Origin of the sequence: Paenibacillus curdlanolyticus YK9 (assembly GCF_000179615.1) — a bacterium.
In the GTDB taxonomy this organism is placed as follows: Bacteria; Bacillota; Bacilli; order Paenibacillales; family Paenibacillaceae; genus Paenibacillus_T; species Paenibacillus_T curdlanolyticus.
In genome coordinates this window covers 96417-121465 of record NZ_AEDD01000013.1, presented here as the reverse complement: position 1 = coordinate 121465, position 25049 = coordinate 96417, and the positions used below count along the sequence as shown (strand labels likewise).

The 25049-nt window shown below is 51.1% G+C and carries 20 protein-coding genes; 11 read left to right on the top strand and 9 right to left on the bottom strand.

Annotated features, from left to right (window positions below; all coding sequences use genetic code 11):
* Nucleotides 1-31: 31 nt before the first annotated feature.
* Entirely contained in the window at nt 32-658 is a 627-nt protein-coding gene (gene yfbR / locus PAECUDRAFT_RS21705; protein ID WP_006040306.1) for a 5'-deoxynucleotidase, read from the bottom strand.
* Between the two features lie 120 nt (nt 659-778).
* Here yfbR and PAECUDRAFT_RS21700 point away from each other — a divergent pair, with 120 nt between their 5' ends.
* Nucleotides 779-2341, top strand: coding sequence for a FumA C-terminus/TtdB family hydratase beta subunit (locus tag PAECUDRAFT_RS21700; protein WP_006040305.1), 1563 nt, complete (start codon nt 779-781; stop codon nt 2339-2341).
* 289 nt (nt 2342-2630) lie between these two features.
* Here PAECUDRAFT_RS21700 and PAECUDRAFT_RS21695 read toward each other — a convergent pair whose 3' ends face one another.
* From PAECUDRAFT_RS21695 to serC, 5 genes are all read right to left on the bottom strand, one after another.
* The gene (locus tag PAECUDRAFT_RS21695; protein WP_040713813.1) at nt 2631-3533 is read right to left on the bottom strand and encodes an IS3 family transposase; all 903 of its coding nucleotides are present in this window, start codon (nt 3531-3533) and stop codon (nt 2631-2633) included.
* Between the two features lie 25 nt (nt 3534-3558).
* A complete protein-coding gene (locus PAECUDRAFT_RS25415) occupies nt 3559-3867 on the bottom strand; it encodes a transposase (protein ID WP_006040303.1) in 309 nt (102 codons plus the stop codon).
* Between the two features lie 682 nt (nt 3868-4549).
* Nucleotides 4550-5164 (bottom strand): PH domain-containing protein, encoded by a 615-nt coding sequence (locus PAECUDRAFT_RS21685; RefSeq protein ID WP_006040302.1) that lies wholly within the window; start codon nt 5162-5164, stop codon nt 4550-4552.
* 89 nt (nt 5165-5253) lie between these two features.
* Nucleotides 5254-5790, bottom strand: a complete 537-nt coding sequence (locus tag PAECUDRAFT_RS21680; protein WP_006040301.1) for a DinB family protein — start codon at nt 5788-5790, stop codon at nt 5254-5256.
* A gap of 68 nt (nt 5791-5858) precedes the next feature.
* On the bottom strand, nt 5859-6962 hold the full coding sequence (gene serC, locus PAECUDRAFT_RS21675) for a 3-phosphoserine/phosphohydroxythreonine transaminase (protein ID WP_006040300.1): 1104 nt from the start codon (nt 6960-6962) through the stop codon (nt 5859-5861).
* A 321-nt stretch (nt 6963-7283) separates the two neighbouring features.
* Here serC and PAECUDRAFT_RS21670 point away from each other — a divergent pair, with 321 nt between their 5' ends.
* The 4 genes from PAECUDRAFT_RS21670 to PAECUDRAFT_RS26605 all read left to right on the top strand — a co-directional run bounded on the left by PAECUDRAFT_RS21670 (nt 7284) and on the right by PAECUDRAFT_RS26605 (nt 11446).
* On the top strand, nt 7284-8246 hold the full coding sequence (locus PAECUDRAFT_RS21670) for a bile acid:sodium symporter family protein (protein ID WP_040713809.1): 963 nt from the start codon (nt 7284-7286) through the stop codon (nt 8244-8246).
* A gap of 46 nt (nt 8247-8292) precedes the next feature.
* Complete coding sequence (pnpS, locus tag PAECUDRAFT_RS21665) at nt 8293-10119, top strand: two-component system histidine kinase PnpS (protein ID WP_006040298.1); 1827 nt, start codon at nt 8293-8295, stop codon at nt 10117-10119.
* Between the two features lie 109 nt (nt 10120-10228).
* Entirely contained in the window at nt 10229-10954 is a 726-nt protein-coding gene (locus PAECUDRAFT_RS21660; RefSeq protein WP_006040297.1) for a response regulator transcription factor, read from the top strand.
* Between the two features lie 183 nt (nt 10955-11137).
* On the top strand, nt 11138-11446 hold the full coding sequence (locus PAECUDRAFT_RS26605; RefSeq protein ID WP_006040296.1) for a response regulator transcription factor: 309 nt from the start codon (nt 11138-11140) through the stop codon (nt 11444-11446).
* 31 nt (nt 11447-11477) lie between these two features.
* On the opposite strand, the gene PAECUDRAFT_RS21650 is transcribed toward PAECUDRAFT_RS26605, so the two are convergent.
* Entirely contained in the window at nt 11478-12173 is a 696-nt protein-coding gene (locus PAECUDRAFT_RS21650; RefSeq protein WP_006040295.1) for a response regulator transcription factor, read from the bottom strand.
* A gap of 162 nt (nt 12174-12335) precedes the next feature.
* Between PAECUDRAFT_RS21650 and PAECUDRAFT_RS25000 the strand changes: the two genes are divergently transcribed.
* The 5 genes from PAECUDRAFT_RS25000 to PAECUDRAFT_RS21625 all read left to right on the top strand — a co-directional run bounded on the left by PAECUDRAFT_RS25000 (nt 12336) and on the right by PAECUDRAFT_RS21625 (nt 21105).
* Entirely contained in the window at nt 12336-15611 is a 3276-nt protein-coding gene (locus PAECUDRAFT_RS25000; protein ID WP_006040294.1) for a hybrid sensor histidine kinase/response regulator, read from the top strand.
* A 410-nt stretch (nt 15612-16021) separates the two neighbouring features.
* On the top strand, nt 16022-16414 hold the full coding sequence (locus PAECUDRAFT_RS21640) for a hypothetical protein (RefSeq protein ID WP_006040293.1): 393 nt from the start codon (nt 16022-16024) through the stop codon (nt 16412-16414).
* 11 nt (nt 16415-16425) lie between these two features.
* Complete coding sequence (locus PAECUDRAFT_RS21635; RefSeq protein ID WP_006040292.1) at nt 16426-17676, top strand: putative bifunctional diguanylate cyclase/phosphodiesterase; 1251 nt, start codon at nt 16426-16428, stop codon at nt 17674-17676.
* A 124-nt stretch (nt 17677-17800) separates the two neighbouring features.
* Nucleotides 17801-20443 (top strand): response regulator, encoded by a 2643-nt coding sequence (locus PAECUDRAFT_RS21630; protein ID WP_006040291.1) that lies wholly within the window; start codon nt 17801-17803, stop codon nt 20441-20443.
* 23 nt (nt 20444-20466) lie between these two features.
* On the top strand, nt 20467-21105 hold the full coding sequence (locus PAECUDRAFT_RS21625) for a hypothetical protein (RefSeq protein ID WP_144266623.1): 639 nt from the start codon (nt 20467-20469) through the stop codon (nt 21103-21105).
* 65 nt (nt 21106-21170) lie between these two features.
* On the opposite strand, the gene PAECUDRAFT_RS21620 is transcribed toward PAECUDRAFT_RS21625, so the two are convergent.
* The gene (locus tag PAECUDRAFT_RS21620) at nt 21171-22499 is read right to left on the bottom strand and encodes an IS3 family transposase (protein ID WP_006040289.1); all 1329 of its coding nucleotides are present in this window, start codon (nt 22497-22499) and stop codon (nt 21171-21173) included.
* A gap of 386 nt (nt 22500-22885) precedes the next feature.
* Nucleotides 22886-23761, bottom strand: a complete 876-nt coding sequence (locus PAECUDRAFT_RS21615; protein ID WP_233516798.1) for an AraC family transcriptional regulator — start codon at nt 23759-23761, stop codon at nt 22886-22888.
* Nucleotides 23762-23893: 132 nt separating this feature from the next.
* Between PAECUDRAFT_RS21615 and PAECUDRAFT_RS21610 the strand changes: the two genes are divergently transcribed.
* Nucleotides 23894-24973, top strand: a complete 1080-nt coding sequence (locus tag PAECUDRAFT_RS21610) for a Gfo/Idh/MocA family protein (protein ID WP_006040287.1) — start codon at nt 23894-23896, stop codon at nt 24971-24973.
* Nucleotides 24974-25049: the final 76 nt, after the last annotated feature.

Genomic DNA, 25049 nt, shown 5'->3' with positions numbered 1-25049 from the left:
TTTTCAATATACCTTCCAATATTTTCTCTGGTTAAGATTCGCTGCGGCTCAGCTCGTCAAGCGTCCGGCCAAGCCCTGGCGCGAGATGGTCGAGGAACCAGTTCACTTCCTGCATGTCCAGCGAAGCTAGCTTCGCTTCGATTTCGACCTTCGCTACAGCAAATTCGCGATTGCCTGCGGCAACCTCGGATAAGCATTTGAGATAAGCGTCGAGCAGATCGGCGGCTTTGAGCATGACGTGCAGCTCATTATCTTCACGTTGTGCTGTCGAATGGCTGTCATTGCTTTCGGACGGAATGCCAAGCAGCGGCCCATAAGCGGCGCGGAGCGGTTCAGGCACCATGCTGTGCAGCCGCTCTGCGGCCATCGCTTCGATTTCGCGGAAGCTGGCGAGCATTTTGGGATTATGATGTTTGACGGGCGTTGGAATATCTCCTGTGAACACCTCCGTCGCATCGTGAAACAGCGCCATTGCTGCTGCGCGGTCAGCATTCAATGAACGGCCAAATACGCGATTGCCGATCTCGCACAGCATGTGCGCAAGCAATCCGACATGAAAGGAATGCTCCGCTACGCTCTCGCGCGTTGTGTTGCGCATCAAGCTCCAGCGTTCGATATACTTCAATCGGTACATATAAGCAAAAAAATCGCTCTCCAACGCGAAATCTCTCCTTTTTCGTTCGATTCTCCCGCCCTTCCGGACATGCGGGGGTGATGTTATGTATGCTATTATAATGGTTAGGGAGTAAAGCGACTAGAGAGGAGATTTCGTACGATTATGCAACATTTTGAGGATAGCGTATACAAGCTGATTGTCGAAACATCTACGAACCTGCCAGGCGACGTGCGCGTTGCCATTAAGGCAGCTCAAGAGGCGGAGGACCGCGCAACGCGCGCAGGCTTGTCCCTGTCTACGATTGCAGAAAATATTGAGATGGCGGAATGCAATGTTTCGCCAATCTGCCAAGATACGGGCATGCCAACCTTCTTCGTGCATACGCCAGTTGGCGCGAATCAAATCGTTATGAAGCAAGCGATTCGCAATGCAATTGCGCGTGCAACGAAGGATGGCAAGCTGCGCACGAACTCCGTTGATTCGTTGACGGGCGCGAATACGGGCGATAATCTCGGGCCGGGCACGCCGGTTATCCATTTTGAACAATGGGAGAAGGAAGACATCGACATTCGTCTTATTCTCAAAGGCGGCGGCTGCGAGAACAAAAATATTCAATACAGCCTGCCGGCTGAAATTGAAGGGCTTGGCAAAGCAGGCCGCGACCTCGACGGCATTCGCAAATGCATCATGCACGCGGTTTATCAAGCGCAAGGACAAGGCTGCTCAGCAGGCTTCATCGGCGTAGGCATCGGCGGCGACCGCACGACGGGCTATGAGCTGGCGAAGCAGCAGTTGTTCCGTCATGTCGACGATGTGAATCCGATCGAGGATCTGCAGAAGCTGGAAGATTACGTATTGGAAAATGCAAACAAACTCGGCATCGGCACGATGGGCTTTGGCGGCGCGGTTACGCTGCTCGGCTGCAAAGTGGGCGTCATGAATCGGCTGCCAGCCAGCTTCTTCGTATCCGTTGCTTACAATTGCTGGGCATATCGCCGCCAGGGCTTGCTGCTTGATGCCGCAACAGGCGAGCTGAAGAGCTGGATTTATCCGCAAGGCACGGAGCTGCCGATGAACGCTGCACCGGAGAATGAAGCGGTGCAAGCCGTTGCGGTTTCGGAAGAGGGAGAGGACGAGCCGCGCGAGGTTCGTTTGAAGATGCCGCTTACGGAAGAGCAGGTGCGTTCCCTTCGCGTTGGCGACATCGTTGTCCTCGACGGCGAGATGCATACAGGCCGCGATGCGCTGCATAGCTACCTGATCAATCATGATTCGCCGATTGACCTCAATGGCGGCGTTATTTATCACTGCGGACCGGTTATGATGAAGGATCGCGAAGGCGTGTGGCATGTGAAGGCGGCAGGGCCGACGACAAGCATTCGCGAGGAGCCTTATCAAGGCGACGTGATGAAGAAGTTCGGCATTCGGGCAGTTATCGGCAAAGGCGGCATGGGCGCCAAAACGCTGAAGGCGCTGCAAGAGCACGGCGGCGTGTACTTGAACGCGATCGGCGGCGCAGCGCAGTATTATGCGAGATGCTTCAAAAAAGTGAATGGCGTACACTTCCTGGATGAGTTCGGCATTCCCGAAGCGATGTGGCATATGCAAACGGAAGGTTTCGCAGCAATCGTAACGATGGATTCGCACGGCAACAGCCTCCACGCGCAAGTGGACGCGGATTCCCGCACGAAGCTGGAGCAATTCAAGGAGCCGGTGTTTAAATAAGGACGGCGGCTGGGCGAATAGGGCAGAGAAATCTGCCCTATTCGCGTTGAGGGCGGCCAAGCGGGAGAATAGGGCAGAGAAATCTGCCCTATTCGTGTCGAGGGCGGCCAAGCGGGAGGATAGGGAATAGAAATCTTCCCTATTCATGTAGAGGGTGGCCAAGCGGGAGAATAGGGAATAGAAATCTTCCCTATTCGTGTCGAGGGCGGCCAAGCAAGGGGATAGGGAATAGAAACGGTTTAACCCCTCAATATTGGACACTTTTCACACTCACATTGCTCAAATCTCATCATAGCGCTATATCTCTGGGTTTTATGGCACCTTGCATAACTAATCGCAGATATTCGCTGGGAGGCCAATCATTAAGACTGCCATGAATGCGATCCCAGTTGTAGTAATGCAAATACCGGTCCACTTCCTTAAATGCCTCTTCGTAGTTCTCGAAGCAGTTACGTTGGTAGCACTCTCGTTCCAAAATACTGTGAAAGGACTCGATGTAGGCATTTTTGTTAGGAGTTTGGTTTGGGATTCGCTCATGTTCAATTCCGGCTGTTTCACAAAACGCGTGAAACGCATGGCTCGTGAATTGTGGCCCGTTATCTGTTCGAATAACCGGACTAATCGGGCCATGCGCACTTCGTTTTAACAAGGCTTTTTGGAGCGTTAGTATAATATCGTCCTTGCTGCATGCCTTTCCTCTGTGGTAGGCAACAATCGCGCGATCAAACACATCAATAATGCTAGCCAAATAAAAGTGCCGCCGTTGTCCGGCTACATATCCGTATTTAATGTCCATTTGCCAGAGCTGGTTGGCCCCTGTAACGATGCGGTTATTGGCGACTCGTTTTGGCACCCGCGTTACTTGTTCGCGTTGTGGGAGGAGAATGAGCATCTCTTTACAGATGCGGTAAACTTTCTTTTTGTTAATGACAAGCCTATATCTCCGCCGCAAAAGAACGGTTAATTTCCGATAACCAAAAGATGAATCAGGCCCTTGAATTAGCTTTCGAATGTAACGCTGAATACGCTTGTCTGCTACCTTATCGCCCGATTGATCATACGAATAGCCCGGAATGGGGCGCCCCGGTCGTACGGGTTGCATGCGTTCAGGATGCTGTAAGCGATAGTAGTAGGTTGACCGAGGCACCTGGCAGATCCGTAGCACCGTACGAGCGGGATAACCTTTTTCAATCCAACGAATCGCTACTTCAAGTCTTTCAGCGCGGCTGGGTTCGTTTTTTTAAAAGGTCTTTCAGAATGTTGTTTTCCAGCTCTTTCTCACCCAACAGCTTCATAGCTTCCTTGTATTTATTCTGTAACTCATGAAGGCTTGCTGCATCTAGTTTTATCTGCTTTGCTTCGTCCTGTTTGCGTACCACTATATCACCCACCTCATCCTGGTATTGACGAACCCACGTGCTCAGTGTACTCGGAGACATACCGTGCTGTCGGGCAACTGCCCCGGCTAGCACTTCGGCTACCAGCTCCCTCTTCACCGTAACGGGGCATCGAAACCTTCTTTTCATGGACAATTCCTCCACTTCTTCTAAGTTTATATGAAGTGGTGAAAGTGTCCAAGTTGATTAGGGGGCTATAAAGGAAATCTTCCCTATCCGTATCGAGGGCGGCCAAGCGGGAGGATAGGGAATAGAAATCTTCCCTATCCGCGTTGAGGGCGGCCAAGCGGGAGAATAGGGAATAGAAATCTGCCCTATTCGTGTCGAGGGCGGCCAAGCGGGAGGATAGGGAATAGAAATCTTCCCTATCCGTATCGAGGGCGGCCAAGCGGGAGAATAGGGAATAGAAATCTTCCCTATCCGCGTTGAGGGCGGCCAAGCGGGAGAATAGGGCAGAGAAATCTGCCCTATTCGCGTTGAGGGCGACCAAGCGGGAGAATAGGGAATAGAAATCTTCCCTATTCGTGTCGAGGGCGGCCAAGCGGGCGGATAGGGAATAGAAATCTTCCCTATTCGTGTCGAGGGCGACCAAGCGGGAGAATAGGGCAGAGAAGTCTGCCCTATTCGTGTCGAGGGCGACCAAGCGGGAGAATAGGGCAGAGAAGTCTGCCCTATCCGCGTTGAGGGCGGCCAAGCGGGAGAATAGGGAATAGAAATCTGCCCTATTCGTGTCAAGGGCGACCAAAACAAAGCGGTGCAGGGAGATCTCCCTGCACCGCTTTGTCATCTATATAAATAAATAATAGCTAGCCTAGTTATTAATATACTTCTCAAAAACAAACCCGAAGTCTTTCACTTTATATTCGTCGAGTTTATTTTTCTTCCATTCGAACACCATCAGATTGATTTGATCAAACTGCGTGGAGAGCGCAGCATTCTGCGGCATCGAGTGGCTCAACGTTGCTTTGGCAACTTCAATGCTCTCATCGGCAATTTTCAAATACGTGCTGTTATGCGCTTTAATTTCCGAGATTTTGTATAACGCTTTGTACAGGTCTTTCAGCGATTCCAGTTGGCTCTTCTTTACATCGATGGAGAACGGCGTATCGCCGACCATGAATTTGATCTCAACGTCCATATCGACCGTGCCGGCCGTTTCGAGGAATACATCCGAAATTCTATACGAGCTGTAGGCGTAACGCTTAAGCAGTCGTTTGGAGCTCAACGCGCTGTCGCCGTCCAGATGGATGAGCGCGAGGTTGGTGAAGCAGTACTCGTCTTTTTTGGACTTGATTACAAAGAAGATCTTCTCGTCGTCCTCATGGAACACATAATCGTCCGAATCTACTTTATCATAATCAGCGGGAGATACGATTTGGCCGATATCGCTTAAGCCGAAAGCCTCAGATGCAAATTTCTTGAACAAAACAATCAATCCTCTCTTTTTCTATTTCTTATTAGAAGGTGAAGCATCGCCTGCAGGAGCGCCAGCGTTTACCTTTGGAATCCCCTTCCCTAATCCACCAGCAGCCGCGGAACGTAACGCTCCTTCAGCACCTGGCAATGATGGAACTCATGCCCCGCTATGACGGCTGCCGCCGCCCGGACGGTCAATGGATGGTCATACAGCGTTCCCGTGCGCAGCCAAGCTTCCTCCGAAAGCCCTCGCAGCAGATGGATCGTCGCTCTACGGACGGCGTCGAACGCATCCAACAAATCATGGAATGGCACGCGGTCAAAATCAGCGGCGCTAACAAATTGGTTTTCGTCGTAGCCTGCATAATTCAGACTGTCGCCACGCGCGATCCGGAGCAGCCGATAAGCCCAGATTCGTTCATTGTCCGTAATGTGCCCGAGCACTTCCTTAATGCTCCATTTGCCTTCGGCATATCGAAACTCAGCCTGCTCTTCATTAATCGGCCCGAGCAGCGCGGATAGCTGTTTCGACTGCTGAGCAAGAATATCGGTTATGCTGCCCTCAGGCACAAGCTTCGTGTAACGTTCAAAATAAGGGGCGTACTCGTTTGGCTGAAGACGTTGGTTCGTGGACATCGGTTACTCCTCCATTCCTATAATTAGACAATACTATAAGGAAACTTGAACCATTTGGCAATAAAATGTTAATGCTTGTTCATGAATTCCCGCATAAAATCAGCTAATGCTTCGCATGCCGCAACGGGAACAGCGTTGTATACGGAAGCGCGGAGCCCGCCGACGCTGCGGTGCCCCGCCAGACCTATAAACCCGCGCTGCTCTGCTTCCAGCACGAATTGCCGTTCAAGCTCCTCGCTTGGCAGACGCCATGTGACGTTCATATCCGAGCGGTGCTCGGCGTCGATCATGCCTTTGTAAAATCCGTCGCTTCCATCGATCATCGCGTACAGCAGCGCGGCTTTGGCGCGGTTTCGCTCCTCAATCTGGTCGATGCCGCCTTGCTGCTTCGTCCATTGGAGCATACGCTCCAGCACATATAACGTGTGAACAGGGGGCGTATTATATAACGAATCGTTGCTCGCATAGGTTTCATATCGCCAAATTAGCGGAATTTGCTGCGAGCAGCGCGCCAGCAGCTCCTCGCGAATAATGACAGCGGTAATTCCCGCTGGGCCGATGTTTTTCTGCGCCCCGGCATAGATCATATCGAATTGGCGATAATCGATCCGGCGGCTTAGCAGATCGCTCGTCATGTCCGCGATGAGCGGGACGTCGCCCGTCCGTGGAAAAGCGTTAAAACGCGAGCCTTCAATCGTATTGTTCGTTGTAATATGCACATAAGCCGAGTCAGCCGGGATCGAGATGTCGCGTACATCGGGCACTTGCTGCCAATTGCTCGCCTTCGTGCTGGCAGCAATGCGAGTTTGTCCGATATAACGCGCTTCTTGCTCGGCCTTCTCCGAGAAGCTGCCCGATAGGATGTAGTCGGCTGCGGCGCCCTTCGTGAGCAGGTTTAAAGGGAGCATCGCGAACTGCATGCTCGCGCCGCCTCCCATGAACAGCGCGCGATACCCGCTCGCAAGCTCCATTTGCTCCAGCAGCTGCTGCTCTGCGGTATGGACCAATGCCTCCACGGGCTTGCTGCGATGCGACATTTCCATCAGGGATATGCCGCGTCCCCCGTATTCCACCGTCGTATGCTTTACTTCCTCAAGCACGCTTAATGGCAGAGCTGCCGGACCCGGATTGAAATTGTAAAGCCTCGTATGCAACGTTTCCTTTGCCTTCATTCCTATGCGCCTCCCTCATAATGAACAAAAAACGCCCCTCATCCCATTGGGACGAGGAGCGTGTGCTCGCGGTGCCACCCAAATTCGGAGAACCTTGCGCGTTCTCCATCTTTGATCCGCTGTAACGGGCGGGCCCGGTTAACTTAGGACAGCATGCGCGGAAGGCGCAGACCGCTTGGCGAAAACGCCTCGGAGTTGGATGCTCGTCATCGGCATAATGCATGTAATGAAGTTGGTGCTATTATAAGCGTCATCCAGCTTCTGGTCAATAGGCGAATCTGCTATACTGAACAGAATGGAGTTCGAGAGGGGAATACGCTAGTGGCTTTTAATCGATGGTTTGAAAAATGGATGTTTTTGTTGATTCCCGGCTCGCTTGTTCTAGGTTTTCTATGCTCGTCTGTCTTATCGCCATATGTAGGCGCAGCGCCTTATTTATTCGCATACGTAACGTTAACGATGGCGATCGGGTGCGGACTGACGCAGCTTAAGCATGTGATGCGCCGACCGGTCATCATGGTTTGGACATTTGCATTGACGCATGCGATAGCGCCGCTGATCGCCTACGGAATCGGCTCGGCTATTTTCGGACCGCATTCGCCTTACGTCGTGGGACTTGTTCTGTTCGCCATTATTCCGCTCGGCGTATCGTCCGTGCTTTGGGTCGGGATGTCCGGGGGCAGCGTTCCGCTTATGCTGGCGCTCGTCGTGTTGGACTCGGCACTTAGTCCGCTTGTTGTGCCCGCTGGCATTCATTTGCTATTCGGAGAGGTGGTACAGATCGATACGATGAGCCTCATTCGCGATCTTGTGCTTATTATCGTGGCGCCTACCGTCGTCGGCGTACTGCTGCACGAGCTGTCGCGCGGTCGTTTGCAGGCTAAGGTGCAGCCGTATACCGCTCCGCTGTCCAAGCTTTGTTTTGTCGGCGTCGTGGCGCTTAATGCCGCAGCGATCGAACCGCATGTGCAGCAATTGAAGCATGATATGGTACGTTTAGTGCCGCTCTGTCTGCTGCTTGTGGCGATCTGCTATGCGCTTGGCTATATTGGCGCAATGCCGCTGCGTAGCCAGGAGATTCAAGTTACGATGTCCTACGCTTCGGGCATGCGGAACATTTCGCTCGGCATCGTCCTCGCGATGGGCTATTTCAGCCCGCTGGCAGCGGTTCCGGTCGTATTGTCGATTCTAATTCAACAGCCGATGGCGACGCTGCATCACTATGTTTTACAAAAACTTAACAAACGCGAAGCTGGCGCATCCTCGCCCCTGCATGTACGATAGAAATCGTATGCTGATGAGAGGTGACGAACGGGGGATGACACGAAGAATGAATCATTTTCGCACGCGGCTGACGCTGATCATGATTGCGCTAATTGGCTTTTCCGTATTGGCTTCGGGCTTGATTATGGCGCAGACGTTCAAACGCAATCATATCCATGCCTTAGAGGAAAGCATGGTTCGGGAAATTCATATTATAGCGTCTAATACCGAGTGGGCTTCAGATAACGTAGAAATGAACGCGCAGTACGATTACTATTCCGAGCTGGCCAAAAGCTTGAAGAAGGATGCGGGCTCGCGCGTTACCTTCATACGCTCCGATGGCATCGTGCTGGGCGATTCGGATCATGACCCGCGCAGCATGGACAACCATCTTCAACGGGTAGAGGTGCAGCAAGCGCTGCACGAGGGCGTTGGGCGCGGCATTCGCCTTAGCGATACGGTCAATCAGAACATGCTGTACGTTGCTGTACCGATCACGATGGATAACCATCAGTATTTTATCCGTCTTGCCATGAGTTTGCAGGATGTCGAGCAGAGCATTCGCGATCTGTGGACGGCGCTTATTATTTGGCTGCTTGTCCTCTTCGTCGTAGCTGCCTTGGTCAGCTATCGCGTCGCGCTCGGCATGACAAGGCCGCTGGAGCAGATTACGAAGGTGGCCAAGCGGATTCAGCGGATGGACTACCGCGCGCGGGTCGATGTGAAGAAGAGCGACGAGATCGGGGATTTGGGCTACGCGATTAATGCGATGGCTGACAGCTTGCAGGTGCAGATGGAGCGCATCCGGCAAAATGAAAGCCAACTGGAGAGCGTGCTCGACAACATGATTAACGGCATCATCATGATCGATCGAAGCGGTCATATCGTGCTCTTAAGCCGCCGGGCGGAAGAAATACTCGGCATCTCGGCGCGCGAGCTAGTGGGCCGCCACTATACGGAAGCACGCCAGCAGCATGAGTTGTCGCAGCTTATAGCGGAAGCGTTCGAGAAGCAGACTTACATTCACGAAGAAATGACGTTCTATTATCCGGAGGAACGGCTGCTTGAGCTTAATATTGTGCCGATGCTGCAGGACAAGGATGATTTCGTCGGCGTGCTGCTGGTGCTGCAGGACGTGTCGGCGATACGCAGGCTGGAGCGGATGCGCAGCGAGTTCGTTGCGAACGTTTCCCATGAGCTGAAGACGCCGGTCGCTGCGGTCAAAGGGTTTGCCGAGACGCTGCTGGGCGGCGCTGTGAACGACGAAGAGACGGCGCGCTCCTTCCTGCAAATTATTTATGATGAGAGCGAACGGTTAAATCGGCTTATTGGCGATATTCTTGAGCTGTCCAAAATCGAATCGCGTCGAGTGCCGCTCATGCTATCGCCGGTGGAAATGGACTCTTTCGCCGCGAAGACGGTCCAGTTAATGGAGGCTGAGGCGAACCGCAAACGGATTACGCTGGAGCTGAAGGCAGATGACGAAATCTACGTGGAGGCTGACGAGGATCGCCTGCGCCAGATTATGATGAACCTGTTATCGAACGGCATTAACTATACGCCGGAAGGCGGTAAGGTGACGGTAACGGTCGAGCCTGTGTGGCCGGCATCGACAGGCAGGTCGCTGCTCACCGATGAAGAACGCGACGATTATGACCGGATTCGAATTACGATCAAGGATACGGGTATCGGCATTCCGAAGAAGGATTTGCCTCGCATATTCGAACGGTTCTATCGGGTGGATAAGGCGCGATCCCGGAGTTCAGGCGGTACCGGACTTGGCTTGTCGATCGTCAAGCATTTGGTTGAGATGCATAACGGATCAATAGCCGTAGAGAGCGAAGTGGGGGTAGGTACCAAATTTATTATCGAGCTTCCAGTGCTGCACCCGTAGCTGTTGCAGAAAAGCTTGACCGCTCTTTACGAAAACGTGATAAAATAGATATAAAATTGTAATCAACGCAAATTGTCGCTTGCCGGCGATACGCGAGTTGGAGGTTTCCATGTCGCACAAGGTGCTTGTCATCGAAGATGAACCGACATTAGCGCGTCTGTTGTCGTATAACCTGACCCAAGAAGGCTATGAAACGACAGTGATCGATCATGGCGCCGAGGGGCTGCAGGCTGCGCTGCAGCGCAGCTTTGACTTGATTATTCTCGATATCATGCTTCCAGGGCTGAATGGTTTCGAGATTTTGACGAAGCTGCGCCAGAACGGCATTCGTACGCCGATCATTATTTTGACGGCACGCAACGCCGAAGAGGAAGTCGTGCAAGGGCTGAAGCATGGAGCGGATGACTACATTACGAAGCCGTTCGGTGTAGCGGAGCTGCTTGCACGAGTGTCTGCGGTGCTGCGCCGGACGCAGCTGGATGAGGGGAAAGCAACGGTCGAATCGAATGAAAAGGTGATTTCAGCTGGCGAGCTTTCGATTTTTCCAGAGAAGTATGAGGTTATCCTCAACGGCGAATCCGTTCCGCTTCGCCCCAAGGAGTTCGAAGTATTGCTCTATCTCGTTCAGCGCCCAGGCATGGTCGTTACGCGAGATGACCTCATGAATATTGTATGGGGCTTCGACTATATCGGCGGCCAGCGTACGGTTGATGTTCATGTTAGCTCATTGCGCAAAAAGCTGGAGCTTGGTCAGCAGTCGGTACAGATCGAATCGATTCGCGGAGTCGGCTACAAGCTGGTCATGCCTAAAAAACTCGGTTCTTCATCGAAATGATGAGGGGACCGAGTTTTTCGTTTGCAGGTAATTGTTAAGCCGGTGTTAGGAAAACAAAGCAATATTTAATGATTATTCGATTTGGAATCTAATAGTATTGGCTTATAGTAGATACGTAGAAGATAACGACCGGAAAAGGGCTAACAGTTCCCAACAACAATACACTCGGGGAAAGAGGATCGAATGAACGGAATTGAACAGTTGGAAGATGAGCAATGTCGGCTGACGAAGCGCGAGTTTGAGGTTGTTTCGCTGCTCGTGTTCAATGGGTATTCGAATCAGGAGCTAGCGGAATATTTGTGCATTAGCGAGAAGACGGTAAAAAACCATGTCGCTAACATTTTTCGTAAAATGAATATTAACAGCATACGGAAGCTGATGTCCATCTGCATGAGCAATCTGTTAACGATAGAGGAGATCGGCGGCAGCACGGCAGAGAGCCGGAAGGCGCAGTTGAAAATAGCGTTGGAGAAAACGATCCAGGCATCATAGAACAAACAAAAAAAATAGAGGGGCATCCCCTCTATTTTTTTATATATTTGTAGCCAACGCCCCAAACCGTCTTTATATACTGCGGTTCTTTCGGGTTCTGTTCGATTTTTTTGCGAAGATTCGTAATGTGTACGTCGATCGCGCGTTCGTTAATATAAGAATCGATGCCTCGGATCGCGTTGATCAGCTCTTCACGGCTGAACACTTTGCCCGGATTGTGGTAGAGCAGCTTAATGATTTCGAATTCGGAGAAAGTCGTCTCGATCTCGTTTCCGTTGCAGATCAGCAGCCGCCTGGCCATATCGAGGACAAGCGTCCATTCGTCGGCGTTAGGTGCTGCTGGCGGAGCGATAACGGCTGATTGCATATTGGTGCGCCGCAGCACAGCCTCGATCCGTGCTTTGAGCTCCTGCATACTGAACGGCTTGCATAAGTAATCGTCTGCCCCTTCGCTTAGCGAGAGAATGCGTTCGGACACCTTCGTTTCTGCTGAGATCACGATAATCGGAATCGTTGTAAATCCTCTTAACATTGCGCATGCGTTAATGCCCTCTGTGTCTGGCAACATCAAATCCAAGAGAACGACGTTAGGAGCAAATTCCTGCAGTGCCCGCAGCCCCTCGCCGGCACTTGGTACGCGCGTGACTTCATACTGCTCTTCCGTTAGATACAGGCTCAGCATGTCACCAAAGATGTTGTCATCTTCAATAATTAGTACTTTTGTCATGAATGCCCCCGCCTTAAATGAAACATTGTTAGCAAAACTAATACTTTCCTAATATTTCATAGGTAAGATCATTATATAATGTCGAAATATGCTCGTCTATTATAATTTGGCTATAATAGAATAAGACTTTAGTTGGAATCCGATAGGAGGCACCCCAATCGTATGTTTGAGCATTTTATTTTGAATCTTTCCTTATTGGCCATCTTTACGTTTATCGGTGTACAGCTCTATCAACAAAATTTCGTCCGCCGCCGGTCAAATGCCATAAAATTGATATCGGTCGGTATCTATATCGGATTAATAGGAACATCGTTGTTATTTTTTGGCGTGCCTTATCATTTGGATGCGGAATTGGATTTACGCTCGATCGCGCTGCTGGTTGCCGTTCACTTCGGCGGAGGCGTTTCCGGGTTCATCACGCTTGCCGTAATGACCATACCCGAGCTGAATGACCCCGCGGTGTGGGTAAGATCGATGGTGGTCGGCACGATCATCTTGTTCGGAGCGGTCGTCATGAAGAAGCATATCCGGTCGTATTGGTACCGATGGATTCTGCAATCTTTCATGCTTGTTTTTATTTTTATGGCAGCTTGCTGCGTCGCAGGCTCAGGACAGTTCGATCGGAATCTCGTGGCGTTTTTGCTGACAAGCTTATTCGGCAATTTGTTCATGGCGGCATTGCTGCGTTATCTGATGAAGGTTGACGATTGGCAGACGAAGCTGAAGGAAACGAAGGATGAGCTAAGCAGCACGCTTCGGCTTCAGCATGGCATTACGTTTAAGCTGGTTCGTCTTGATGGACAGTTTCATTATAAGATGATTAGCGGAAAGCTGCTCGGTTTGCTGGGGATGCCGCTCGGCTCGGAGGAGCATTTTTATGAGAATATTAAGCCCTTCTCTCTGCTTCCAACAGAATCTTCCGGCAGGCTCGAACGGTATTATGAACGGGTTTGGGAAAGCGCCGCTCCCTATGCATTCGAAGGCATGCTGGGGGGAACCAACGTATGGGCCACCTTGGAGCCGATTATCGAGGACGGCGTCGTTACTGCAATCATCGGTGGCGTCGTCGATATTTCGGAGCGAAAAGCAGCGGAGCGCAAGATGATTGAGAGCGAGGAGCGGTATCGATCGCTTGCCGAAAATCCGCAGGATTGTATATTGGAGCTGGATCAGGAAGGGCGCATTTTGTTCGCAAACAGCTATTTTTGCAAAATTGCCGGAATTGGGCCGGAGCTGGCCGCTGATCAGCATCTGTTCGGCTTGAAACTCATTGTTAACGAATCCCAGTGGAACAAGCATTTGAATGAAACGGCAACGTCCGGCAAGAAATCGAGGTTTGAGACGAGCATCGTGCTTATGGATGGGCGCGTGAGCGAGTATTATGTGACCCTGTCGGAGATCAAGGGGCCAATGGAAAGCTCCAAGTCGATGATTTGCAGCATGCACGAAATTACGGAGCTCAAGCAAGCGGATCAGGAGAACCGGGCGAAGAGCCGGTTCCTGGCGCGGGTGAGCCACGAAATTCGCACGCCGCTGAATGGCATCATCGGCATGACGCAGCTGATGCAGCATACCGAGCTGACGGATACGCAGCAGGACTATGCGCATAAAATTTTATCATCGTCCCATCTGCTGCTCGGCATTATTACGGACATTCTTGACCTATCCAAGATTGAAGCCGGCAAGCTGAATATGGAGCAGCTCGAATTCCAGATTGACGAGCTTCTGTATGAACTGACGAGCACGGTCGGGGTGCTCAAGGGCATTAAACAAATTGAAGTCATTCTCGAATCGGAAGCCGGGCTGCCGGATAAAGTAATTGGCGATCCGCTGCGCTTAAAGCAGATTTTGATGAATTTGTGCAGCAATGCGATTAAATTTACCGAACACGGCCACGTTTTGGTACGTGTTGAACGCGTAATTGAAATGAACGGAATCGTTCGGCTGCGGTTTACGGTCCGGGATACCGGAATCGGGATGACGGAAGACCAGATCGATATGCTGTATGAGCCGTTCTGGCAAGCCGAGTATGCAAGCGCAAGCAAGCTGGCTGGAACGGGGCTCGGGCTGCCAATCGTGAAGGAGCTTGTCCAATTGCTTGGCGGCGAGCTTCAAGTCGAGAGCAGTCCGGGAATTGGCAGCTGCTTCTGCTTTGAGCTGGATTTTCAAGTACGCCAGCAAGGAGACCGTCAGCAGTGGCTGCTTCCGTCACAGAATGGGCCTTACCATGTGCACATTGTAGAAGATTATCCACTGATGCGAGAGGTGCTGATGCGTTCGTTAAACTCATTCGATTGCCGCGTGACGGCATCGTCGAGCTGGGAAGCGCTCTATCGGTTCCTCGATAAAGCGGAACGGACAGGGGAACGAATTCATTGCCTCCTATTGGATATGGAGATGGACGATATGTACGGCGAGCATTCGTGGAAGCAGGTCATGGGGCGGATCGAGCATAAAGACATTGGCGTCATTACGGTTACATCGGCTTACGCGCGGGAGGAAATCGTTCATATTATGGGCGAGCGTTGTGCGGATGCTCTGCTTAATAAGCCGACTAGCCGCTTGGAGCTGTTCCGGTCGCTGCATCGGATTGTCCATCGTAAGGAACGAGCGCTGGAGAATGAGATTGCAGGTGTTCATGACGGCGGATCAGAAGGATTGGACATGTCACATGCGGCAACAGATCGTAGAAGCGTGCTGCTTGTAGAGGATAATATGATCAATCAACAAGTGGCAATTGAACTGCTGAAGATGAGAGGGCTGGACATTCATGTTGCCAGTAATGGCCTTGAAGCGTTAGAGCTGCTGAAGCATCATGCCGTTGATCTGATTCTAATGGATATGTATATGCCGCTTATGAATGGATACGAAACCTCCAAGCGCATTCGCGAAGATGCAGCTTATGCAGAGGTGCCGATCATTGCGTTGACGGCGAATGCGATGCAGCAGGATCATGAAACTTATTACGAGATTGGCATTAACGAGATTTTGCTTAAGCCGCTTGAAGCCGAACGGTTAAACCATTGCTTGAACAAATGGCTGGCTCCAAGGCCGAGCAGCAGAAGGACTTCGGAGCAGCGCACGGTGGATGAGGTTATTCAATTAGGCATTCAAGGCATTGAGATTGGGAGCGTCCTGCAGCGGCTAGAAGGCAAAGTTTCTATCTTGATGCATATTCTTCATTTGTTCAAGAAGGAGTACGCCACGTTCGCCGATCGTTTGACGGATCACATGGAGGCAGGGAGATTCCGCGATGCCGAGCGCGAAGCGCATACGCTGATTGGCGTAGCCAAAAACTTGTCCGCGCATCGATTGACCGTTACAGCGATCCAACTGGAGGCCACGCTGCTCGATAATCCGGTGGCGTACCGCGCTGTATTGGATGCAGTCGTCGCTGAAATCACGATCATTATCGCATCCATGCCGGAGAGCTTGTAGGGAATGGTCGAGGAGCATGGTTTCTAACGGACCGCAGAGCCGTTAGAAAGCTCCAAACGCGCAAGTTGCCAATGTAACGGACTCCACGGGCGTTAATTCGCCATTTTGGCGCCTTGTGGAGATGATTTTGGTCTAATAGCGGCAGCTGGGTCCGTTAGCGCACGAAAGTGGCTGATTTTGACCAAATAAGGGCTGCTCGGTCCGTTAGAATAAGCCGCCTAGCGTTAAGCGCTTGATTTTGGTGTCCCTAAGTTCACACTTGCGGGACGCCTTTTTTATTACCTGCTGCCTTTTTCGTGCGGGGGACGGCTTATTTAGGTTGTTCAGATTAATAAAGAGCAAATAGTTACAGATGAACTTTTTTAACAATTAGTGCTTATACTGCAAAAAGAGAACACGGAGGTGTAACGATGAATTTGTTACCTTACTACAGGAGTCAATTCATTGCCAATTGTATACATCATGAATCGGATTGGAGCGAAGAGCTGCTGACAGGCGAAGTTAGCCACTGGCATCGCAAGAGAGATCGATACGACGAGCTGTTTCAGATGTCGATTCGAGATCAGCAGGTATGGTTTGAATATTCCATCACGATACCGAAGAAGTACATTCGCTTGGAGCAGCTGTCGGGGATGTCTGCTCGGTGCAATGAAGAGTTTATGCTGCTTACCTATGCGATGGAATGTGAGCAAATCGGCGGCTCCGTGCTGCGGTTTATGTTTAAAGCGAGGAGCGAAATCGCTCAGAAAATCGATTTCACTGGCGCGAATGATCATTGCAGGAGGCAAGATAAAGTCGTGTGAGGGGGCTGAATGTGGATCCGTACAGGGGGGGCGATGCTGCAACGCAATATATCCAGCAGGTGCTGGAGGTTCAGGGCGGACAGGGGAGAACAATTGCGTTGTTGTACATTGGACTGGATCATTTTAAACGAATCAATAAATCGTTCGGGCACAATATTGGCGATCAGCTCTTGTTCAGCATAGGAAGAAGATTGCATCGGCTCGTAACACAGGATGCGCATGCGGTTCGAATCGGCGGGGATTCGTTCGTGTATCTGTTTACGTATTGCACGGTTAGCGATATTCATGAGGTGATCGACCAGCTTAATGCACAATTGAGGCTGCCCTTCCGGCTGGGCGACCAATCTATTTATATTGGAGCAAGCATCGGCGTAAGCCGATTCCCGGAGCACGCGAGCAGTGCAGACCAGCTGTTGAAAAAGGCGGAGATGGCGATGGTGGACATCAAGGAGCAGATGGGAAGCCGCGTACAGATGTATGATCCGAAGCTGAGCGAGAAGCTGGCACGAAGGCTGCTGATCCACGCGGAGCTGGCTAAAGCCGTACAGCATTGGCCATTCACGCTTTATTACCAGCCGATTATTTCGCTGAAGAATAGACAGGCCATCGGGATGGAGTGCCTTATTCGATGGTTTCATCCGACGTTAGGCGCGATTCCGCCGAGCGAATTTATTCCGTTAGCGGAAGAGACCGGGCTGATTGCCCCGATAGGCATGTGGGTGCTGGAAGAGGCATGCCTTCAAAATAAACGGTGGCAGGACGCGGGACTGTCTCCTATTGTCATGAGCGTAAACCTTTCTTCCCGCCAGTTTTACGATCCGAGCTTTCTTGAAGCGCTTAATGCCATATTGCAGCGTACCGGCCTTGCGCCCCAGTGGCTCGAATTGGAAATAACGGAAGGCGTTATGATGGACATTCGTACGACGCTGCCGATTTTAAGAGAATTGCGCGCGCGCGGCATCCAACTGGCGATCGATGATTTTGGCACGGGCTACAGCTCGCTCAAATACCTTAAGGAACTGCCGGTCGACAAGCTCAAAATCGACCGTTCGTTCATTCAGCATATAGAAGAAAATGTCGTTCATGCGGCGATCGTCCAAGCGTTATTAACGATGTCCGCTCAACTGGAACTCCATGTCGTTGCAGAGGGCGTTGAGCGGGACGAGGAATTGGACGCGCTGATGCGGATGGGCTGCGAATATGCCCAAGGCTTTTTGTTCAGCCGTCCGGTGGCAGCGGAGGAGGCAAGCGAGCTGCTGTAAGTTAATCTATTATTATCTTTAAGTAGAATTGCGTCGAATTCAGTCGGACTTTCATTGCATTTGTTTTGATGCCCATGCTACCATCAACTTATTCATCCATTTTTGGGAGCAGGGGCGTGTTCGAATGAATACCAATGTACTAGTCTATTTCGGTCAATATAGCACGCTGCTGATTGTGTTGATCATCGTTACCCGATGGATTTATCCTTATCTATCAAAATCCGTCGTCGGTTGGAAAACAATCAGCTATGGATTGCTCTTTAGCTTGTTGGGACTGCTCGTTATGCAGATGCCCTTGGAAACGAAGCATGGGCTGCATATGGACGTCCGGCTTGTCAGCGTGGCGCTAGCCGGCATTTTTGGCGGTCCGTGGTCGGTGTTGATTACGTCAGTTGTCGTCGGCGTTTATCGGATCTCGTTAGGGGGCGCCATTATTTTCCCGACGGGCGCTTTAATTGTTACCGCTTTGTTGAGTGCGGCCGCTTATCGCATACGGCTGCGCAACGAAAAGCGTTTCTTATACATAGCTTGGGGGCTTGGCTTGGTTATCGGCGTTCAGACCGTTCTATGGTCGTTCCTGGCCCCGGCAGATAGCATGAAGCTGTTTCAAAGCGAATTTGCTACAACGTTCATCATTTTTCATACGATTGCCGTGCCAGTCTTCTATTCCGTTATGGCTTATGAGATTAAGCGCTATGAGACGGAGCAGACGCTTGTGCATTATAAGGAGCATCTGGAAGAGCTGGTGGAGGTGCGGACGCAGGAGCTCGCTTCGAACAATCGGCTGCTAGTGGAAGCGAAGCTGTCTGCTGAGGAGGCGAGTCGGGCGAAGGGCGAGTTTCTTGCGAACATGAGTCATGAGATTCGTACGCCGATGAATGGCATCATTGGCTTGAACCATTTGCTTCGTCAGACGGAGCTGACGGATCAGCAGCAGGACTATTCGAATAAAATGCTGCTGTCCGCAAACAATCTCATCACGATCATTAATGACATATTGGATTATTCCAAAATTGAAGCGAATAAAATCGTGCTTGAGCAGATCGATTTTGATCTATTTGAAGTGCTGCATAACGTCTCCAATATTGTGAATGTAAAAGCTTACGAGAAAGGGCTGCACTTTCATTTCTCGGTTCATCATGAAGTGCCCCAGATGCTGGTGGGAGACCCGCATCGATTCGCGCAGGTGCTCGTCAATTTATTGAACAACGCGGTCAAATTTACGGAGCGGGGCGAGGTATCCGTGGCAATTGATCAGCTGCCCTCGACAGGCTCGTCCGTGCTGCTTCGCTGCGCGGTGAGCGATACAGGCATCGGCTTGACGCGAGAGCAGCAGTCAAAGCTGTTCCGTCATTTTACGCAAGCGGATATGTCGACCACGCGCAAATACGGCGGAACAGGCCTTGGCTTGGTCATAAGCAAGGAGCTCGTACAGTTAATGGGAGGCACGTTAACGGTGAAGAGCGAGCAAGGAAATGGGAGCTGCTTTAGCTTCACGGCTAAGCTTGCGCCATGCTCGCGCACCTTTGCTAACATCCAGCCTGAGAATCCGTTAAGCTTCCTGCACGTGCTGCTGGTATGCGATGAGCCGGAAATGCTGATGGTGCTGCGCAGCCAGCTGGAGCAATTCCAGTTTCATATCACCGTTGCGGAAACGGAGGATGCGGCAATCGAGCAGCTTTACAAGGGGACGCGGTATGATCTGGTCATCGTCGATTGGAAGCTGCAGGATGCAGACCCGATCCAGCTGGCGGAACGAATGAAGCAGTTCGGCTCATCGTCGCTGCAGGTGATTGTGCTTGTTAGCGCGTATCATGACTTGGCGCTTCAGCAGCGGATTCGCAACACGTCCATCGAGAAGGTGCTGTATTACCCGATGAGCCAGTCGCAGCTTTACAATGAGCTGGTAGGATTTTTCCGCAAGCACATATTGGATAAGCAGCTTCTAGGACAAGAGCAGAATCATACCGAGAAGTACGCAGCGCTTCACGGCGAGCGTATTTTGTTGGTTGAAGATAATGAAATAAACCGGCAGGTCGCATTCGAAATGCTAAGCGGTATGGGCGCCGCCGTCGACCTTGCATCCAATGGCGTCGAAGCGTTAAGGCTGCTGGAACATAAACGATATGATGTCGTTCTGATGGATTTGCAAATGCCGGTAATGGATGGAATGGAAGCATCGCGACGGATTCGGGAGCGGGAGGACTTGAACAATATGCCGATAATTGCGATGACCGCTGATGCGATGAAGGGCGTGAAGGAAAAGGTGCTGGAAAACGGAATGAATGCTTATTTGACGAAGCCGTTTGACCCGGCCTCGCTGTACGAGCTGCTGCAGCGATTGATGCCAGAACACGAGCATGCTGCGGGGCTAGTTGAGGAAACGGCAGCGGTGCCGGATCGATTGCCCGGGCTCCAGCTTACAGAAGCCGTTCATCGGCTGGGCGGAAACAAGGCGCTCTATCTAGGAATCCTGCAGCGGTTTGCGAGCGATCACGCAGGGGATGCTGAGAAAATCAAAGCGGCGCTTACGGATGGCGACAATCGCCATGCGGAGCTCTTGGCACATACGCTCAAAGGCGTCGCAGGCAACATAGGGGCAGACGAGCTAATGGAAGCGGCGGCATGGCTTCAGCAAGATTTGCATAACGAGGGCGTTGAGCGCACGATGCAGCTACTGGACGCGCTGGATAAGCAGCTGGCTACAGTGCTTCAATCCATTCGAACGGCGTTGCCGCTGTTAGAAGCGGCTGCGCGGCGCGCATGATGAAGGATACGGATGACACATTAATGGCCATTCTTGATACATTGTCCTCTCGAACAGGAGATGAGACGCAGCAATCCAATCGATCGACTGCGGAACGATGCTTGGAAGACCCTTCTTTGCTTGCAGCGATGGCAGAGGCTCTGAGCGGCAAGGAAGCCGCCCTGCTTGGCGACTGCGCCGAGGTAATGACTATCGTGGCTTCACAAAAGCCGGGGCTTGTGGCGCCTTACATTACATGCATTGTGCCGCTGTTGTCAAGCCGAACGACGAAAGTACGATGGGAAGCGATGCATGCGTTTTCCCTCGTAGCGCATCTTGTTCCAGAGGCGGCAGGAGCGGTGCTTGAGCAGCTGCAGGCGATGATTCAAACGGATAAGAGCACCATTGTGCGAGATTACGCAACGGATGCGTTGGGGAACTTGGCTCGAGCGGATCGGGAATCGGCGTCGGCAGTCTATCCCTTATTGCAGGAGGCGCTTCTTGCTGCGGACGGGAAGCATGCCGGGCGAGCGCTTGCAGGGCTTCTTCATGTGGTAACGATGGTTCCAGAGCTAGCAGACGAGGTTCGTATAATAGCAGAAGCCTATGCCGGGCACAGCAAGCCAGTTGTTCGCAGAGCTGTGAAAGCGCTGGTGAAAACTTGCGATTTGAATAGAAGGTAAGGCAAAAAGGGTGTCCCAAGAGCTAAACTAGACCCTTAGTCAAGGACAGATTCAAAAAAAGAAGATCAAGCCACACCTAAAAGATGATTCCTGTACTGTACAGGAGTCATCTTTTTTAGTCCCCATTGATATCGATGATGATTGTAATATCGGATATAGCGATCGATTTCACGTTTTACTTCAGCAAAAGTCGTGTAGTGTCGACTCTTTACATGATCTTTCATATGTCCGTAGAAGGATTCCTGAGGGGCATTGTCCCAGCAGTTTCCACGTCGGGACATCGACTGCCCTAACCCCTTCTTCTTCAATAACTCTTGATAGGCAGGGCTTGTGTAATGACTTCCTTGATCGGAGTGGATAAAGGCCTCTTTATGGAGTTTCAAACGTTTTTGCTTCATTAGTGATTCAATGGTCTCTGTAGCTAACGGTAGTTGGAGGGAATCGGAGAGGTTGTGGGCCAACAGTTCGCCCGTGGAAGCGTCCAGAATGGTCGACAAATAAGCCGTCTGCGAATTGCCATACGGAAGGTAGGTGATGTCCGTGAGCAGCACAAGACCTGGAAGGTTCTTCTTGAAATCCCGCTGCAGCTTATTGGGAAGTGTTCGGTGTTCCTGAGTAGCTTTAGCCATACGTCGATAAGGGTTAGGTTTCCGATGAGGGCACACCAAGCCTAGTTTCTTCATGATTCTTCGAATACGCTTTAGGTTGTAACAAGTGTCGTACTCGTTCTCTAACGTCATCTTAATGGACCGTGAGCCCTTCTTGTAGCCTCTTCGATTAAAAGCTTTCTTAATGAGCTCGCCTGCTCGTTCATCGGCTGAAGCTCGCTCCTCGCGCTTGTCGGCAGAGTTTAGATAGTTGTAATAACCAGAGCGAGACACGTTTAGGAGTTGGCAAAGATAACGTGTCATACGCTCCAAGCCTTGTTGAACAGCCTCTTGGATTAACTTAAAGCATTCACTTTGGTTTAGGTTTTTCCCGTTTGCTAACAGCCTCCTTTCGTTCCTGTCTGACTTTTTTACGAATGCCAGTTGAGCCTCCAAAAGTTTGATCTTCGCCTCTTGTCTGGCAATGACTTCGGCAGGGGATAGCTCCCGCCTTGCAGGGCGTAGAACGGCCTCTTTTCGCGAATCCGCAAGACCAGTGATCCCGTCTTTCTCGTAAGCTTTCTTCCACCGATCTGCACATTGTTCGATGCGCTTCATCCCGAGGATATCTACTTGAAAACCACATGTTTCGAAAATCTCTCTTGGCGACCGCCCTAACATGTACTCATCGATAAACAGACGCTTGAATTCATCTGCATATGTAATGGATTTTTCACTGACTCGTAAGACATGTGAATTTTTCGATAATAGCTCCTGTTCGTTCTGATTGAAGTATTTTCTGCTCATAAATTCGCCCCCACTGTTCACTTCAGTATACAAAAAACTGGTACCCACACGCTAAACACTTTTTTAAGTGTCCAGAGTATGGGTACCAGTCTAAGCGTAAACTTGGAGACACCCTTTTTCCATTTTTAAAACAAAGAGAAATCCGTTTCTTGAACGTTCTAACGGACCGAGCAGCCCTTATATGGTCCAAATCAGGCACATTTGTTTTCTAGCGGACGGAGCAGCCGCTATTTGGCCAATATAGCATTCGTGAGACAGCAAAATGGCTAAATAAGGGCTGTGGGGTCCGTTAGGAAAGAGGCGCCTCTCAAGCGGGCTTGCTTGGGGACACCTCTTTTTGTGTTGTATCTCTATTAAGTTGCCCTGACTGGCTTCTGGTGAAGCGATTATCCGCGGCCCCAGGCAAGCATTTTTTTCTGGAATTCCTTCGGCGAGCAGTCATTATATTTGCGGAACATCTTGTAGAAATGCGCCATGTTCGGCATGCCAATCCGTTCGCCAACCTCCGATATGCTGAGATCCTTCGTCAGCAGAATACGTTCCGCCCACTTGATCTTCCGATAGTTCACATATTCGGTGAAGGACAAACCGATCGATTTTTTGAAAAATTTGACGAAGTAGTAGTAGCTCATGTTCGCAAGCTTGCACACCTCTTCGACCTGAATGCGGTCCGTCAGGTGATTCTCGACGAACGTGAGCACGGGGCGAAGCCGCGCGCGGTCGAAGTCGTCTTGCTCGCTTAGCACATTGCGCGTATCGTTCCGAAGGACGATCAGCAGCAGCTGCTTGATCAGCATGCTGACGGCGATTTCATAGCCGATCTGCTTGTCCGTTGCTTCGCGAAGAATCGCGCGTATGCAGTCGGCCGCTTCTTGTCGAACCTGCGGGTTCTCGCGAAAAATATAATTGGCCTGGCTGAGCGGGTTCTGGGCCTCGGCAAAATAGCGCATAAACGGAATGGTGCTGCCATCAAAAAATTGCTCAAGGTCAAATTGCAGCACGATATAGTTAAGCGGAGAGCTATAGCTTCGATCGCGATGGAGCTGAGAGGAACCTATTAGCATGAGATCACCGGCATCGAGCTGGAATTGGTCGTCCTGCACATGGACCTCAAGCCCGCCTTCGTTGACGAGCAGCACTTCCACCTCGCGGTGGTAATGCCAGTTGATGTAAGCATCGTGATCCCGCATTGTCGAGTAGATGCGCAATGACAATAAAGGGTTTTCATAAGCGACTTTCTCGTTGTATATTTCCAATGGCATTTCCTCCGAATGACAAAATCGCATAAAAGCTTCGCTACAACAAACATACCATTATCATACGCGCTGAACTATACTAAGTCTAGTGTTCGAGCTAGTCAACAACACATGGAATTGTTTAAGGGGGATTTGTCAATGTCTAAATTACGTGTAGGTATTATCGGATGCGGCGGCATCGCGAACGGTAAACATTTGCCAGCGCTCGCTAAAGTGAATGAAGTTGAAATCGTTGCATTTTGCGATATCGTATTGGAGCGTGCAGAGCAAGCTAAAGAAAAATACGGCTCCTCCGAGTCGAAAGTATATGAGAACTATGCAGACCTTCTGAAGGATGCGTCAATCGAAGCGGTGCACGTGTGCACGCCGAACGATTCGCATGCTGAGATTGCCATTGCTGCAATGGAAGCTGACAAGCATGTGCTGTGCGAAAAGCCAATGGCGAAGACGGCAGCAGACGCTCGCCGTATGCTGGAAGTTTCGAAGCGTACGGGCAAGAAGCTAAGCATTGCGTATCAAAACCGTTTCCGCGCGGATAGCCGCTATCTGAATGAGGCAGCTAAAGCCGGCGAGCTTGGCGAAGTTTACTTCGCGAAAGCGCATGCGATTCGTCGTCGCGCTGTTCCAACGTGGGGCGTATTTTTGGACGAAGAGAAGCAAGGCGGCGGACCGCTTATCGATATCGGAACGCACGCGCTTGATCTCGCGCTCTGGATGATGGACAACTACAAGCCGAAGGCTGTTCTCGGACGCGCTTACCACAAGCTGTCGCAGCGCGAGAACGCGGCGAATGCATGGGGACCGTGGGATCCAAAACAATTTACGGTTGAAGATTCCGCATTTGCGATGATCACAATGGAGAACGGCGCATCGCTCGTGCTGGAATCCAGCTGGGCGCTGAACACGCTCGAAATCGACGAAGCAAAAGTTACCCTCTGCGGTACAGAAGCAGGAGCCGATATGAAAGGCGGCCTTCGCATCAACGGCGAAAGCAACAGCCGTCTGTACACGAAGGAAATCGAACTGAGCAGCGGCGGCGTTGCTTTCTATGAAGGCGAATCCGATGATCCGGCTGTACTGGAGCAGCGCAACTGGGTCGAGCATGTTCTTAATGATAAAGAGCTTGTTGTGAAACCGGAGCAAGCGCTTGTCGTTTCCGAGATTCTCGAAGCAATTTACGAATCGTCCCGTACGGGCAAAGCCGTATATTTTGAATAGAAGCTAGTTCGTTTGACAGACGCTCGCGCGATTGCGGGCGTCTTTTTTATTTTTACCAACGGATAACCTAAAGATT

Bases quoted from the DNA above. Each gene is read 5' to 3' on its own strand.
- PAECUDRAFT_RS21700 (WP_006040305.1), top strand. From the start codon at position 779: ATGCAACATTTTGAGGATAGCGTATACAAGCTGATTGTCGAAACATCT.
- PAECUDRAFT_RS25415 (WP_006040303.1), bottom strand. From the start codon at position 3,867: ATGAAAAGAAGGTTTCGATGCCCCGTTACGGTGAAGAGGGAGCTGGTA.
- PAECUDRAFT_RS21680 (WP_006040301.1), bottom strand. From the start codon at position 5,790: ATGTCCACGAACCAACGTCTTCAGCCAAACGAGTACGCCCCTTATTTT.
- serC (WP_006040300.1), bottom strand. From the start codon at position 6,962: ATGAAGGCAAAGGAAACGTTGCATACGAGGCTTTACAATTTCAATCCG.
- pnpS (WP_006040298.1), top strand. From the start codon at position 8,293: ATGAATCATTTTCGCACGCGGCTGACGCTGATCATGATTGCGCTAATT.
- PAECUDRAFT_RS21660 (WP_006040297.1), top strand. From the start codon at position 10,229: ATGTCGCACAAGGTGCTTGTCATCGAAGATGAACCGACATTAGCGCGT.
- PAECUDRAFT_RS26605 (WP_006040296.1), top strand. From the start codon at position 11,138: ATGAACGGAATTGAACAGTTGGAAGATGAGCAATGTCGGCTGACGAAG.
- PAECUDRAFT_RS21650 (WP_006040295.1), bottom strand. From the start codon at position 12,173: ATGACAAAAGTACTAATTATTGAAGATGACAACATCTTTGGTGACATG.
- PAECUDRAFT_RS25000 (WP_006040294.1), top strand. From the start codon at position 12,336: ATGTTTGAGCATTTTATTTTGAATCTTTCCTTATTGGCCATCTTTACG.
- PAECUDRAFT_RS21640 (WP_006040293.1), top strand. From the start codon at position 16,022: ATGAATTTGTTACCTTACTACAGGAGTCAATTCATTGCCAATTGTATA.
- PAECUDRAFT_RS21630 (WP_006040291.1), top strand. From the start codon at position 17,801: ATGAATACCAATGTACTAGTCTATTTCGGTCAATATAGCACGCTGCTG.
- PAECUDRAFT_RS21625 (WP_144266623.1), top strand. From the start codon at position 20,467: ATGGCCATTCTTGATACATTGTCCTCTCGAACAGGAGATGAGACGCAG.
- PAECUDRAFT_RS21620 (WP_006040289.1), bottom strand. From the start codon at position 22,499: ATGAGCAGAAAATACTTCAATCAGAACGAACAGGAGCTATTATCGAAA.
- PAECUDRAFT_RS21615 (WP_233516798.1), bottom strand. From the start codon at position 23,761: ATGCCATTGGAAATATACAACGAGAAAGTCGCTTATGAAAACCCTTTA.
- PAECUDRAFT_RS21610 (WP_006040287.1), top strand. From the start codon at position 23,894: ATGTCTAAATTACGTGTAGGTATTATCGGATGCGGCGGCATCGCGAAC.